At 72.5% G+C, this 13,724-nt stretch carries 15 protein-coding genes; 7 read left to right on the forward strand and 8 right to left on the reverse strand.

Annotated features, from left to right (window positions below; genetic code table 11):
• Positions 1 to 74: 74 nt before the first annotated feature.
• The 4 genes from BJ999_RS34190 to BJ999_RS34205 form a co-directional block, all read right to left on the reverse strand.
• Positions 75 to 2,132: a xanthine dehydrogenase family protein molybdopterin-binding subunit gene (locus BJ999_RS34190; protein ID WP_179837085.1), complete on the reverse strand. Its 2,058-nt coding sequence runs from the start codon at positions 2,130 to 2,132 to the stop codon at positions 75 to 77.
• A complete protein-coding gene (locus tag BJ999_RS34195) occupies positions 2,129 to 3,103 on the reverse strand; it encodes an FAD binding domain-containing protein (RefSeq protein ID WP_179837086.1) in 975 nt (324 codons plus the stop codon). Before BJ999_RS34195 ends, BJ999_RS34190 begins: the two co-directional genes overlap by 4 nt.
• Complete coding sequence (locus BJ999_RS34200) at positions 3,100 to 3,645, reverse strand: (2Fe-2S)-binding protein (protein ID WP_218935369.1); 546 nt, start codon at positions 3,643 to 3,645, stop codon at positions 3,100 to 3,102. The genes BJ999_RS34195 and BJ999_RS34200 overlap by 4 nt, the downstream gene beginning before the upstream one ends.
• A gap of 78 nt (positions 3,646 to 3,723) precedes the next feature.
• On the reverse strand, positions 3,724 to 4,095 hold the full coding sequence (locus BJ999_RS34205; protein ID WP_179837087.1) for a phage holin family protein: 372 nt from the start codon (positions 4,093 to 4,095) through the stop codon (positions 3,724 to 3,726).
• 112 nt (positions 4,096 to 4,207) lie between these two features.
• On the opposite strand from BJ999_RS34205, the gene BJ999_RS34210 reads away from it, so the two are divergent.
• The 3 genes from BJ999_RS34210 (at position 4,208) to BJ999_RS34220 (ending at position 8,101) form a co-directional block, all read left to right on the forward strand.
• The gene (locus BJ999_RS34210; RefSeq protein WP_179837088.1) at positions 4,208 to 6,355 is read left to right on the forward strand and encodes a terpene synthase family protein; all 2,148 of its coding nucleotides are present in this window, start codon (positions 4,208 to 4,210) and stop codon (positions 6,353 to 6,355) included.
• Positions 6,356 to 6,488: 133 nt separating this feature from the next.
• On the forward strand, positions 6,489 to 7,154 hold the full coding sequence (locus BJ999_RS34215; protein ID WP_229809959.1) for an RNA polymerase sigma factor: 666 nt from the start codon (positions 6,489 to 6,491) through the stop codon (positions 7,152 to 7,154).
• On the forward strand, positions 7,151 to 8,101 hold the full coding sequence (locus tag BJ999_RS34220; RefSeq protein ID WP_179837090.1) for a hypothetical protein: 951 nt from the start codon (positions 7,151 to 7,153) through the stop codon (positions 8,099 to 8,101). The genes BJ999_RS34215 and BJ999_RS34220 overlap by 4 nt, the downstream gene beginning before the upstream one ends.
• Before the next feature lie 50 nt (positions 8,102 to 8,151).
• Here the strand turns inward: BJ999_RS34220 and BJ999_RS34225 are convergent, their stop codons facing one another.
• Both BJ999_RS34225 and BJ999_RS34230 read right to left on the reverse strand, forming a co-directional pair.
• Entirely contained in the window at positions 8,152 to 9,351 is a 1,200-nt protein-coding gene (locus BJ999_RS34225) for an MFS transporter (RefSeq protein ID WP_179837091.1), read from the reverse strand.
• A complete protein-coding gene (locus BJ999_RS34230) occupies positions 9,348 to 10,295 on the reverse strand; it encodes an NAD(P)/FAD-dependent oxidoreductase (RefSeq protein WP_179837092.1) in 948 nt (315 codons plus the stop codon). Before BJ999_RS34230 ends, BJ999_RS34225 begins: the two co-directional genes overlap by 4 nt.
• 92 nt (positions 10,296 to 10,387) lie before the next feature.
• On the opposite strand from BJ999_RS34230, the gene BJ999_RS34235 reads away from it, so the two are divergent.
• Entirely contained in the window at positions 10,388 to 10,987 is a 600-nt protein-coding gene (locus tag BJ999_RS34235; RefSeq protein ID WP_179837093.1) for a helix-turn-helix domain-containing protein, read from the forward strand.
• A 100-nt stretch (positions 10,988 to 11,087) separates the two neighbouring features.
• On the opposite strand, the gene BJ999_RS34240 is transcribed toward BJ999_RS34235, so the two are convergent.
• Entirely contained in the window at positions 11,088 to 11,615 is a 528-nt protein-coding gene (locus BJ999_RS34240) for an NADAR family protein (protein WP_179837094.1), read from the reverse strand.
• Positions 11,616 to 11,810: 195 nt separating this feature from the next.
• Between BJ999_RS34240 and BJ999_RS43265 the strand changes: the two genes are divergently transcribed.
• Positions 11,811 to 11,939, forward strand: a complete 129-nt coding sequence (locus BJ999_RS43265; protein WP_268247751.1) for a hypothetical protein — start codon at positions 11,811 to 11,813, stop codon at positions 11,937 to 11,939.
• 90 nt (positions 11,940 to 12,029) lie between these two features.
• On the opposite strand, the gene BJ999_RS34245 is transcribed toward BJ999_RS43265, so the two are convergent.
• On the reverse strand, positions 12,030 to 12,659 hold the full coding sequence (locus tag BJ999_RS34245; RefSeq protein ID WP_179837095.1) for a TetR family transcriptional regulator C-terminal domain-containing protein: 630 nt from the start codon (positions 12,657 to 12,659) through the stop codon (positions 12,030 to 12,032).
• An 87-nt stretch (positions 12,660 to 12,746) separates the two neighbouring features.
• Here BJ999_RS34245 and BJ999_RS34250 point away from each other — a divergent pair, with 87 nt between their 5' ends.
• Both BJ999_RS34250 and BJ999_RS34255 read left to right on the forward strand, forming a co-directional pair.
• Positions 12,747 to 13,196, forward strand: coding sequence for an ester cyclase (locus BJ999_RS34250; protein ID WP_218935370.1), 450 nt, complete (start codon positions 12,747 to 12,749; stop codon positions 13,194 to 13,196).
• A 28-nt stretch (positions 13,197 to 13,224) separates the two neighbouring features.
• A complete protein-coding gene (locus tag BJ999_RS34255; protein WP_179837096.1) occupies positions 13,225 to 13,719 on the forward strand; it encodes a DUF3237 domain-containing protein in 495 nt (164 codons plus the stop codon).
• Positions 13,720 to 13,724 lie beyond the last annotated feature (5 nt).

The following is a 13,724-nucleotide window of genomic DNA, read 5'->3' on the forward strand; positions in this document are numbered from 1 at the left end:
TGGTCGCCCCCGAGCACGTGATCCTTACCCGTCCCGATGACGGAGATCACCTTGATAGTGAACTTTTCCCTCGGTCAGAGGGCCTGGAGAAGCCTGGCCGGGGTGATGGGCAGGTCCCGGACGCGGATGCCGGTCGCGTGGTGGACGGCGTTGCCGACGGCCGCCGCCGCCCCGACGATGCCGATCTCGCCGATGCCCTTGGCGCCCATCGGGTTCAGGTGCGGGTCGGACTCCTCCACCCACGCGGCGTCGATGTCGCGGATGTCGGCGCAGACCGGGACGTGGTACTGGGCGAGGTCGCGGGTGAGGTAGTCGCCGAACTCCCGGTCCATGACGCTCTGCTCCATCAGCGCCATCCCGACGCCCATCGTCATCCCGCCGATGAACTGGGACCGGGCCGTCGTGGGGTTGATGATCCGGCCGGCGGCGAACACGCCGAGCATCCGGCGGACGCGGACCTCTCCGGTGTCGGCGTCCACCTCCACCTCGGCGAACTGCGCGCCGAACGCGTGCCGGGCGTACTCGGCCCGGGCCCTGAGCTCCTCGCCGGTGTCGGCGGACGCCTCGATCCCCCCGGGCGGGACGGCGCCGTTCAGCTTGCCGCGCAGGGCCTCGCAGGCGCGCACGACGGCCGTGCCCCAGCCGGCCGTCCCGGCGGAGCCGCCCGCCACCGACGCCCGGGGGAACGCGCTGTCGCCGATCTCCATCCTGACGTCGGCGAGATCCTCCTTCAGCGTCTCGGCGGCGATCAGGGCCAGGGCGGTGCGGGCGCCGGTGCCGATGTCGGCGGCGGCGATCCGGACGGTGAACGTCCCGTCGGGCTCGGCGCGGGCCGTGGCCTGGTTGGGGCGCTGGTAGGCGGGATAGGTGGACGCGGCGACGCCCATACCGACGAACTTGCGGCCCTCCCGGCGGGCACCGGGTTCGGGGGCGCGCCCCGCCCAGCCGAAGCGTTCGGAGCCCTCGCGGAGGCAGGCGACCAGGTTCCGCGAGCTGAACGGCAGCCCGCTCTCCGGCTCCCGGTCGGTGTCGTTGCGCACGCGGAGCTCGACCGGGTCGATGCCCGCGGCGACGGCCAGCTCGTCCATCGCCGTTTCGAGCGCGTACATGCCGGGCGTCTCCCCGGGGGCCCGCATCCAGGACGGCGTGGGGACGTCCAAGGCCACCACCCGGTGCGACGTGAGGCGGTGCGGGGCCTGGTACAGGATGCGCGTGGGCGTCGCGGTCTGCTCGGCGAACTCCTTGACGGTGGAGGTCTGCTCGGTCACCTCGTGGAGGATCGCGTTCAGCCGCCCGTCCTCGTCGGCGCCGAGCCGGAGACGCTGGATGGTCGGGGTCCGGTAGCCGGTGGTGGCGAACATCTGCTGGCGCGGGACGGCGAACTTCACGGGACGTCCCACGGCGCGGGCGGCCATCGCGGCGAGCACCACGTTCGGCCGGGGCATTCCCTTGGAGCCGAAACCGCCGCCGACGTGCGGCGATACAACGTGCACCCGGGAAGGATCGAGCCCGAACACCTTCGCGATCGTGGCCTGGACGGTCGACGCGCCCTGGTTGGAGTCGTAGAGCGTGAGGGTGCCGTCCTCGTTCCACTGGGCGATCGTGGCGTGCGGCTCCATCGGGTTGTTGTGCTCGGCCGGGGTCGTGTAGACGGCGTCCACGCGCACCGCCGAGTCGGCGAACGCCTTCTCGGGCTCGCCCTGCTCGGTGTCCGCCGGGAACACCGGGTTCACCTTGTCCGGCTTGTAGAGGCCCGGATGGTCGGCGCGGAGCCGCACGTCCGGTGCCTCCCCGGCGTACTCGACGCGCAGCAGGCGGGCCGCCTCCCGGGCGGTCTCCAGGGTCTCGGCGACCACGGCGGCGACGAACTGGCCGCGGAAGGAGACCGTCCGCGACTGGAACAGGGCCAGTTCGCCGTCCGAGGTGTCGCTGAGCTCGGGGGCGTTCTCGCAGGACAGGACGGCGAGCACCCCGGGCAGCCTCAGCGCGGCCTCGGCGTCGACCGACCTGACCTGCCCCTTGCCCACGCTCGCCTGGACCGCCGCGGCGTAGGCGGCGTTCCGCACGGGGTACTCGAACGCGTACCGCGCCGTCCCGGTGACCTTCTCGCGGCCCTCCAGCCGGTCGGTCATGACTCCTCCCCCAGCTCGGTCAGCGTCCGGACGATCAGGTTGCGCGCCAGCGGCACCTTGTAGGCGTTGTCGCGCAGCGGCTCGGCGGCCTCCAACTCGGCCTCGGCGGCGCGCAGGAACGACTCCTCGGTCGCCTCCGCGCCGCGCAGGGCCTCTTCGGCGCGCCGCGCCCGCCACGGCTTGTGGGCGACGCCGCCGAGGGCCAGCCGGACGTCCCGCACCCGGCCGTCGCCGACGTCCAGGGCCGCCGCGATGGAGACCAGCGCGAACGCGAACGACGCGCGCTCTCGGACCTTGCGGTAGCGGGACGGCACGCCCAGCGCGGGGACCTCCACGGCGGTGACGAGGTCGCCCGGTTCGAGCGTGGTGTCGCGCTGGGGTTCGTCACCCGGAAGCCGGTACAGGTCTTCGATGGGGATGGTTCTCTCTCCACCGCGCCCCCGGATGCGTATGGACGCGTCCAAGGCGGCCAGTGCGACGGCCATGTCGGACGGGTGCGTCGCCACACAGGCGTCCGACCAGCCCAAGATCGCCAGATTGTGGTGCTCGCCCTCCCGCGCCGGGCACCCGCTGCCCGGGGTGCGCTTGTTGCAGGGCTTGGCGGCGTCCTGGAAGTAGGAGCAGCGGGTCCGCTGGAGCAGGTTGCCGCCGACGGTGGCGAGGTTGCGGACCTGGCCGGACGCCCCCGCGAGCACGGCCTGCGCCAGGACGGGATGGCCCTCGCGCACGGTCCGGTCGGCGGCGACGGCGCTGTTGGTCACCGCCGCGCCGATGACGAGGCTCCCGTCCGGCCGCAGTTCGATCTGGTCGTACGGAAGATGCGCGACGTCGACGAGCCTGGCCGGCTCCTCCACGCCGAGTCGCATCAGGTCGACGAGGTTGGTTCCGCCGCCCAGGTAGACGGCTCCGTCCTGGTGGCGCCGCAGTGCGTCCTCGGCGCTGGTGGCGCGCTCGTACGCGAAGGGCCTCATGCCTCGGCCCCCTCCCTGCGTCTCGCGGCCTGTTTGAGGGCCGCGACTATGCCGACGTAGGCGCCGCACCGGCACAGGTTGCCGCTCATGCGCTCGCGTATCTCGTCGTCGTCGAGTACGGGGTCGGCCCTCAGGTCGCCGGTGACGACGCTGGGCCAGCCGCGTTCGGCCTCGTCCAGCATTCCCGTGGCGGAGCAGAGCTGGCCGGGTGTGCAGTACCCGCACTGGAACGCGTCGTTCTCGATGAACGCCTCCTGGACGGGACTGAGCTCCCCGTCCCGCGCCAGCCCTTCGACCGTGACGACGTCCGCTCCGTCATGGGCGACGGCCAGGGCCAGGCACCCGTTCACCCGGCGGCCGTCGAGAAGGACGGTGCAGGCTCCGCACTGGCCGTGGTCGCAGCCCTTCTTCGACCCCGTCAGGCCGAGTTGCTCGCGCAGCACGTCCAGGAGGGACGCTCGGGTATCGACGTTGAGCCGGTGCTCCGCCCCGTTCACGACCAGGGTGACGTCGGCGCGCACCGGAGTGGCTTCGCTGTCCATGCCGGGGGGCCTACCCCAGATCTCCCATCGGTCACAGAACATCGACGGCCGTCCGCACCCGCTTCCGGCGGCCGGCGATCAGTCGTTGTCGGTGAGGATCTCCACGACCTGCCGGGCCGTGTCGGTCGGCAGCGGCGCCGGCAGCCCCTTCCACTTGCGGGACGCGGCCATCGCGGCCGCGCCGGCCCCTCCCCCGTACACGGCGGCGGTGATGAACGACGCCAGTTCGGGAGGCAGCTTCTTCTCCAGCAGCAGCACGTTCATCCGGTAGGTGGCCGCGGTCGCCATGACCCCGAAGGCCCCGGCCACGGCCCCGAGGCGCAGCGCCGGTATGCGCTGCCTGGCCTTATCGATCATCTCCTGCTGCGCCGCCTCGACCACACGCCGGGCGAGCACGAGGTTCTGCTCCAGCGGGTCGCCGGCCGCGGCAGGTTTGCGCGACTCCGACATGACCTCGGCTTACCCGCAGATGGGGAGGAGATTCCAGGAAGCAATATGTCACTTTCAGTGACTTTGCAGGTGCTGTAGGTTGCCGAACCGGACCCGACAGAGAGGCCGGTTCATGCAACCCTTCGAGCTGCCCGACTTCTACGTCCCGTACCCCGCGCGACTCAACCCGCATCTGGAGGGCGCACGCCGGCACACCATGGCCTGGGCGCGCGAGATGAAGATGCTGGACGCCGACCGGGACCCCGGCACCCCCGACATCTGGGACGAGCCCGCACTCGAAGCGATGGACTACGCCCTCCTTTGCGCCTACACGCACCCCGACTGCGCCGCCCCCGAACTCGACCTCGTCACCGACTGGTACGTCTGGGTCTTCTACTTCGACGACCACTTCCTGGAGGTGCTCAAGAAACCCCGGGACCAGGAGGGCGCCCGCACCTACCTCGACCGGCTGCCGCTGTTCATGTCGCTCGACCCGCCCGAACCGGTGAACGCCGTCGAGCGCGGGCTCGCCGACCTGTGGGCGCGGACCGTCCCGGCGCGGTCGGACGCCTGGCGGCGCCGCTTTTCGATGAGCACCCTGAACCTGCTGCGCGAGTCGCTGTGGGAGCTGTCCAACATCAGTACCGGCCGGATCCCGAACCCGGTCGAGTACATCGAGATGCGGCGCAAGGTCGGCGGGGCGCCCTGGTCGGCCGACCTCGCCGAGCACGCCGCTGGCGTCGAGATCCCCGAACGCGTGGTGGCGACGCGGCCGCTGCGCGTCCTGAAGGACACCTTCTCCGACGGCGTCCACCTGCGCAACGACATCTTCTCCTACCAGCGCGAGACCGAGTCCGAGGGCGAGGTCAACAACTCCGTCCTGGTGATGGAGCGCTTCCTGTCGGTCGCGCCGCAGGTCGCCGCCGACACCGTCAACGACCTGCTGACCTCGCGGCTGCGCCAGTTCGAGAACACCGCGGTGACCGAGCTGCCGCACGTCTTCGAGGACCACGGCCTCGACCCGGCGGAGCGGGCGGGCGTCGCGGCCTACGTGAAGGCCCTCCAGGACTGGCAGTCCGGCGGCCACGAATGGCACCTGCGGTCCAGCCGGTACATGAACGACAGGTCGCTCGGCATGTCCGCCGCCCGCATCCCGGCCCTGGTGAAGTCGGCGCGGATCAGCCTCCCCCACGTCCCGTTCCAGAGGGTGGGGCCGACGCCGCTGCCCTCGTTCGACATCCCCTACGCGGCCCGCGTGAACCCGCACCGCGAGCGCGCCGGCCGCAACCTGCTCGCCTGGGCGCGGGAGATGGGCATGTTCTCCCCCCACCCCCGGACGCCCGTCCCGGTGTGGAGCCCCGACCGGCTCGCCGGGATGGTGCTGGAGGTCTGCGCCGCGTCCCTCGACCCGGACGCCGATCCGGAGGCGCTCGACCTCGCCGTCCAGTGGCTGGCGTGCGGCACGTTCGGCGACGACTTCTTCCCGGCCGTCTTCAACCGCGACCGCGACATGGCGGGCGCGAAGGCGTTCAACGCCCGCGTCCCCCGGTTCATGCCGCTGGACTGCGGCGCCGCCCCCGCCCCGGAGAACCCGTTCGAGGCGGGGCTCGCGGACCTGTGGCCCCGCACCGCCGGGCCCATGGACGACAAGGGCCGCCGCGAGTTCCGGGCGGCCGTCGAGCACATGGTCGAGAGCTGGGTGTGGGAACTGAACAACCACCTCCAGTCGCGCGTCCCCGACCCCGTCGACTACATCGAGATGCGCCGGCACACGTTCGGCTCCGAGCTGACGATGAGCCTGGCGCGCATCGGGCGCGCGGACGAGATCCCTCAGCACGTCTTCGAGACCCGCACCCTGCGCGAGATCGACGCCTCCGCGATGGACGTCGCGTGCCTGCTCAACGACTGCTTCTCCTACCAGAAGGAGATCGAGTACGAGGGCGAGCTGAACAACGGCGTCCTCGCCGTCGGGAACTTCTTCGGCTGCGGCCGCGACGAGGCGCTGCCCATCGTCGCCGACCTCATCGCCTCGCGCCGCCGCCAGTTCGAGCACCTCGCCGCCGGGGAGCTCCCCGCCCTCTGCGACCGGCTCGACCTGGACGACGCCGCGCGGGCCGCGCTCTCCTCCTACGTCGAGGAACTGCGCGACTGGATGGCCGGGATCCTCAAGTGGCACCGCGAGACCGATCGCTACGACGAGCGCGAGCCCGTCCTCCGGCTTCCCAGGCCCACCGGCCTGGGGATGTCGGCCTTCCACCTCTTTGCGCGCGCCGCCCGCTGAGCGGTGCCCGCTCAGGCCGCCGCCCCGGGGCGGCGGCCTGAGCGGGCACCGCGACATGCTGTGTTGAAATGCTCGGCAATGTGCGGACATGTGCCCTGCGTCCGGTGAGAACGCCGCGACGAGAGGAGAGGGCTTGCCATCCCCATTGCGAAAATCCACCTCGCAGGAGTCCCACCCGCCCGACGACCGGCGGCGCCGCTTCGAGGACGTCTACGCGGCCAACCGCGCCCGGATCCTCGGGTACGCGCTGCGCCGGACCAGTGACCCGCAGGACGCCGCCGACGTCCTGGCGGAGACGTTCCTCACCGCCTGGCGGCGGCTCGACGACGTCCCGCCCGGCGACCAGGCCCGGCTGTGGCTGTACGGGGTGGCCCGGCGCGTCCTGGCCAACCACCACCGCGGCGAGCGCCGCCGGTCCGCCCTGGCCGCCGACCTCGGCTCCCGGCTGCGCGACGGCCTGGCCGTCCAGGACCCGTCCGGCGACGGGCCGACCGGCGTGGGCGCCGCGTTCCGCGGCCTGCCCGAGTCCGACCGCGAACTGCTGGCCCTGGTCGGCTGGGAGGGACTCGACCACGGCGAGATCGCGACCGTCCTCGGCTGCTCCCGCAACGCGGTGCGGATCCGCCTGCACCGCGCCCGCCGCCGGTTCGCCCGCGCCCTGGCCAGCATGGACGCGGACGCCCCCGCCGCCCCCGCGCCGGCCGCCTCCCTGCGTGCCGCCTCCACGCCCGCCACCTCCCTGCATGCCGCCTCCCTGCCTGCCAAGGGGCGGCGGATCCCGAACGGAGACCCCACATGAACCGCGACATCGACCCGCTGATCGGGGGCCTCGCCTCCGTCACCGACCGGCAGGCCGGGACCCTGCTGCCCGAGGACGCCGCCACCGCCCTCGCCGACCGCATCACCGCGACCGCGGTCCCCTCGGCCCCCGCGCGCGGGCGGCGCTCGCCGGTCATGCTCATCGGACTGCCGCTGGCCGCGGCCGGCATCGCCGCCGCCGCCGTCACGGCGGTCGTGACGACCCGCGACGGCGGACCCGGCAGCACCCCGGGCGTCACGCCGACGAGCCCGCGCGTCGTGCTGGCCGCGGCGCTGACGTTCACCCGCAAGGGCGGCTACATCGACGTGCGCGTGCGCGACCCGCTGGCCGACCCGAAGCGCTACCAGGAGGAGTTCGCCGCCCACGGCCTCAAGGTCACGCTGTCGATGGTGCCGGCGTCCCCGTCCATCGTCGGCACGGTCGTCGCGATGGAGACCAGCGAGAACACCGCCGAGCGCGACGTCACCACGATCACCGCCAGGGGCGGGTGCGAGACCGGCGGCGGAGGGGACGTCTGCCCGGTCGGCGTCCGGATCCGCACCGGCTACAAGGGCACCGCCTCCATCACCTTCGGGCGGGAGGCCCGCCCGGGCGAGCAGTACAACAGCAGCGCCCCCGCCACGGCCCCGGGCGAGGTCATGCACGGCATGACCTACCGCAAGCACCGCGTCGGCGAGGTGCTGGCCGCCCTGCGAAAGCGGCACGTCACGGTGCCCGAGTACCGCGCCATGGAGGGCAACGTCAGCAACGTGCTGAAGCCCGGCCAGGTCCCGCCCACGTGGTACGTCCACAGCGCGACCCCCTGGGCCAAGAACCAGGTCCTCCTCTTCGTGGGCCCGCACCCCACCGAGGACGCCGGCGGCGCGCCGCCCGCGTCGGCGCCTCCCGGAGCACCCGCCGCTCCGAGCGCGACCCCGACCTCCTGAGCACCGGCGGACCGCCCCGACCGGGGCGGTCCGCCGCTCTCAGGGCCCGCTCATATCTTTGCGCGGCGGGAGAGCGTCCGGTCGAGGAGGACGGTCGGCACGATGGCCGCCGCCAGCCCGGCGCCGATCCAGGGGACGGCGGTGAGTCCCGCGCCGGCGTTCATGGCGGCGCCGGCGAGGACCGGAACGAGGCTGATGCCGAGCTGGAAGGCCGAGACGGTCGCGGCCCCGGCGAGCGTCGGCGCCTCCGACGCGATGGCGAACACCCGCCCGTAGATGGCCGGGTTCAGGACGAATCCGGCGACTCCGAGCAGCAGAACGAGCGGGACGACGGCCGTCGCATGCCCGGACAGGACCGCGAGCAGCACGGAACTGGCCGATATCCCCAGCGCGCCGGCCATGAGCGCGTGAGTGGGCCGCCTGTCGGCGATCCGGCCCCCCACGGACAGGCCGATGAAGGCGCCGACGCCGAACAGCGCGAGGATCGCGGGCACCCACACGCCTGGAATGCCGGTGACGTCCGTCAGGAACGCCGCGAGGTAGTTGAACGAGATCATGTAGGCGGCGGTGCTCAGGACGGTGGCGGCGTAGACGACCCACAGTTGCGGCCGCCTCATGGTGCGCAGCTCCCCCCGCACGCTCGGCTTCGCGTCCGCGCCGGTCGCGGGCACCGCGAGCAGGCTCAGGACCGCGCCCGCGGCGGTCAGGACGACCACGCCCCAGAACCCGCCCCGCCACCCGGTGAAGTAGCTGAGCAGCGCGCCCGCCGGACCACCGGCGATCATCGCCAGGCCGAGCCCGCTGACGACCACCCCGGACGCCCGCGCGGTGCGGTCGGACGTGACGAGGCCGATCGCGGTGACCGCCGCGACCGCCCAGTACCCCGCATAGGCCAGCCCGCACAGGAAGCGGCTGGCCAGCAGCACCGCGTAACCGTCGATCACCAGGCCGGCCGTCACCGAGACCGCGAAGACGACCTGCGTGGCCACCAGGGTGGTGCGGCGCGGCAGGTGCAGCGTCAGGATGGCGAAGGGCGGCCCGCCGACGACCACCCCGACGGCGAACGCCGAGATCAGCGCCCCGGCGGAGGACAGGCTGATCCCGAGGTCGTCGGCGATCTCCGGCAGGACCCCGGCCAGCAGGAACTCCGCGCTGCCCATCGCGAACAGGCTGAACGCCAGCAGGTAGACCCCGAGCGGCAGCCTCCCCCCGGAGACCGACACCCGCGGCGAAGCGGTCTCGACGCTCACCGGCCCCCACCCCCGACGCGTCCCCGCTCGACGGCACGGCCCTGGTCGACGGCCTGATGGACGTCCTCGTCCAGCAGGTCGGCGTTGACGGCGATGGCGGCGGCGGAGCCCATGCCGGCGGCGGTGACGACCTGGGCGCGCGGGTCCGCCACGTTGCCCACCGCCCACACGCCCGGCACGGTGGTGCGCCCGGTCCGGTCGGTGACGACCCGGCGGTCCTCGACGGCGCAGCCGAGTGCGGTCAGCAGGGCGTCGTGCGGAACCATGCGCGGGAACAGGAACACCACGCGGCGCGGCACCATGCGCCCGTCGGCCAACTCGACGCCGCGCACCCCGTCGTTCTCCGCCACCACGCGCTTGATCTCGCCGTCCACGAGACGCACGCCGCGGGCGGTGAGACGTTCATGCTCCTCTTCGTCCAACTCCAGGGTGTGGACGAACAACACCACATCGTCGGACCACTGCCGCAGCAGCAGCGCCTGGTGCACCGCGCCGGGCGAGGTGCCCAGAACGCCCATGGGCCTGTCGCGGAACTCGTACCCGTGGCAGTACGGGCAGTGCAGCACGTCCCGGCCCCACCGCTCCGCCACACCGGGGATGCCGGGCAACTCGTCGCGCAGACCGGTGGCCACCACCAGCCGCCGCGCTCCCAGTACCGCCCCGCCGACGAGGCGCACGGTGAACCCCGGGTCGACGTGCTCCACCCGAGCGTCGATCAACGCCGCCCCGTATCCGGTGACCTCGGCCCGGCCCACCTCCAGCAGCGCGGCGGGCCGCATCCCGTCCCGCGACAGGAACCCCTGCATGTGCGCGGCCGGTGCGTTGCGGGGCTCGCCCGCGTCCACCACCGCGACCCGCCGCCGCGCCCGCGCCAGCACCAGCGCCGCGCTCAGCCCCGCGGCCCCCGCACCGACCACCACGACGTCGTACTCCGCATCGCTCATCGCGATCACCTCCGCCGCGGACGGTGCCCTGCCCACCGGCTGAACGACAACCTTTGTTGCCATTTCCGGGACGACCGCAGTGGAATGGGGGCATGCCTCACCCATCCGCCATCGCCGACGCGCTCGCCGAAGTCGGCCCGCGCCTCAAGCGGCTGCGCAACGAGCGCAACGTGACACTGGCCGAGCTCTCCGAGGCCACCGGGATCTCCAAGAGCACGCTGTCGCGCCTGGAGTCCGGTCAGCGCCGTCCCAGCCTGGAACTCCTGCTGCCCATCTCGCACGCCCATCAGGTCCCGCTGGACGAACTGGTGGGAGCCCCCGAGGTCGGCGACCCCCGCGTCCGGCTGACCCCCCGGCGCGTGAACGGCAACACCGTCCTCCCCCTGACGCGCCAGCCCGGCCCGATCCAGTCGTACAAGATGGTTCTCCCGGCGGCCCGGCGCGTACCCGACCTCTGCACCCACGAGGGCTACGAGTGGCTCTACGTGCTGTCGGGACGACTGCGCCTGGTCCTGGCCGACCACGACCTGGTGCTGGGCCCGGGCGAGGTGGCCGAGTTCGACACCCGGCTACCGCACTGGTTCGGCACCACCGGAGAAGGCCCGGTCGAGGTCCTCAGCCTCTTCGGCCGTCAGGGAGAACGCCTCCACATCCGCGCCAGGCCCCGCCCCCGCCAGGAGCCCGCGTCCTGACCCGTCCGGCGAAGGGCGCGCCTGTTCCGCCGAGGACTCCAGGCCGCGGTCCGGTCTTCGTCGACGACCGCGTGCGAGACCGTCGCAGCCGGCGCGGTGGTCAGGAGGCCAGTGCTTCGCGGACGGTCATCAGGGCGAAGCCCAAGAGGTTCTCGCCCTGCCAGGAGGCGGGGTGTTCGGTGCGGGGGTCGTCGGCGGTCAGGCCGATGCCCCAGACGCGGTCCAGGGGACTCGCTTCGACGAGGATGCGGTCGCGGGTGCCGGCAAGGTAGTCGCGAAGATCTTTGTTCTGGGCGAACTTGGCCTCGCCGCCCTTCGTGACAATGGTCACACGATTGTCGCGCCATGTCCGCTCGTCGAAGTCGCGGACGCGGCGGCCGAGGTCTTTCGCACGGCGGGGATGGGACGCGGCGACGATGGCGGCGGCCGTTTCCTCGTCGCCGAAGAGGCGGGCCTTTTCCGCCATCATGTAGTGCTCGGCGGTCGCGTAGGTGACGCCGCCGACGGTGAAGGGGGACGGCCACCACTGGCTGAGGTAGCCGCGACCTGGGGTCTGGTGGCCCCAGAAGAACAGGAACCTCAGGCGCGTGCCCTGCTCCTGGAGGCGGGTCAACTCGGCGACGTCCATGGGTGAGAGGGTGCCAGGGCCGGCCGCCGCGGTCCATCCGGTTTCCCACCGGGAATGGATGATCGATTGGCGTTGTTGACAGGTTTGCCGCGACCCGGGGTGGGGATCGCGGTCTAGACCATTTTGCGGACCCGGCATCTCGCCGGGACCATCTATTGATCCGGCCCGGCCTTGAACAGGAGGACTGCGGTAACAATGGACAACGCCCTGGCGAACCCCCGGCGCACCAAGATCGACGCGTGGCCCGAATGGCGGCCCGCGGAACCGGACTCCGAGCGTCCCGCGGAGGCCGACGTGTCCGAGGACGAGCTCGCCGCGCATTGACGGCCTTCCGGCCGATAGATGAGAACCCGCCCGGCTCCCCCGGGCGGGTTCTTCGTGTCCGGGCCCGGCGGACGAGCGCCGCGGCGTGGTTCAGACCGGGCGGGTGAGCAAGGCGTCGACCACGCGGCGGGCCTTGCCGGCCGCGTCCTGATCGCCCAGGCGCAGGGCGGTGTTGGCGGCGTTGAGGACCGCGTCGGTCTGGAAGGCGGCCAGGTCGGGGTCCAGGGGGGCGATCTCACCGGCGTCGACCGCGTGCCGCAGCTCCCCCGCGATCAGGGAGAGCCATCGGCGGTGCTGCTGCGCCAGCGTGTCCCGGACGGGGCCGGGGCGGCTGTCGAAGTCGGGGAGGTTGGCCGCCCAGAAGCAGCCGCCGGTGAACAGCGGCTTCTCCGCGTACTCGATCCAGTACCCGACCAGGGCCCGTAGCCGGGCGGCACCGGCGGGTGCGGCCTGCGCGGGACGCACGACCGCGTCGGCGAAGAGTTCGCGGGCCGCCCCGACGGTGGCCAGTTGCAGGTTCTGCCTGGTCCTGAACAGCGTCTGGATGCCGCTCTTGCTCACCCGCAGGTCGGTGGCCAGTCGGCCGAAGCTCAGCCCGTTGAGTCCCTCCAGCGACGCGACGTCCACGGCGTGCCGGGTGATCGTTCGTCGTGCCCGGGCGCCGCGCAGGAGCCGCCCGTCGGTCGACTCGGGCTCCGGGGACGGGTCGTTCTCGCTCATCTCCTCCATCCTGGCACAGCGATTGCCTATACGTACGATCGACCGTATTGTTTGTTCGGCCATCGGCACACCGACGGAGGTCCGACCATGGACGGCGACCGCATGTTCGAACTGGCTCAGGCGCTGGCCGCCGCCAAGAGCCGCCAGGACGTCCCCGCGGCGATGAAGCTGCTGCACCCCGAGATGGTGCTGGAGAGCCCGGCCTTCGGGACGACGGCCCGCGGCCCGGCCGAGAACGAGAAGGCGCTCCGCCGGTTCTTCGCCTCGTTCCCCGACTACGACGTCGTCCTGCAGGGCCACGCCGCGAGCGGCGAGGCGCTGGCCTGCTGGGGGACCGTCCGCATGACCATGACCGGCGACCGGTTCGGCGCCGAGCCGAACGGCAGGCGCGCCGAACTCCCGGTGTTCATCCGGTTCGGTTTCGAGGACGACCTGATCGCCGCCGAGTACTTCTTCTTCGACCTGTCGGAGCTGTGCGCCCAGTCGGGGGTCTCGACCGACGCCGTCCGCCGCACGCTCTTCGGCTCCGCAGGCTGAGGCCCTCCGACGAGAAAGGCGGCGACCCATGCCGGCAGATCCCCGTGTGAGGGACGTCGACGGGATCCGGACCGAGTTCCTCTTCGACATCGTCGTCGATCTGGACCCGCCCCTGGACTTCGGCCGGGGGCCGGTCGGGCGGCGCGTCCTGTTCGGCTCCGCCGGCGGGACGTTCGAGGGACCGGCGCTGCGCGGCGAGGTCCTGCCGGGCGGCGGCGACTGGGCGCTGTTCCGGTCCGACGGGACCATGCTCCTGGACGTCCGGCTCACCCTGCGCACCGACGACGGCGCCCTGCTGCACATGACCTACGGCGGCCGCTACACCACCCCGCCGGGCCTGCGCGCCGAGATGGCCGACCCCGCCGCCAGGCACCGGGTCGACCCGTCCCGGTACTACTTCCGGACCAATCCGCTGTTCGAGACGGGAGCCGAGCAGTACACCTGGCTCAACGACGTCGTCTGCGTGGGATCGGGCTACCTCGTCCAGGACGGGATCGCCTACAAGGTCTTCCAGGTGCTGTGAAGATC

It is taken from the genome of Actinomadura citrea, assembly GCF_013409045.1.
Taxonomy (GTDB): domain Bacteria; phylum Actinomycetota; class Actinomycetes; order Streptosporangiales; family Streptosporangiaceae; genus Spirillospora; species Spirillospora citrea.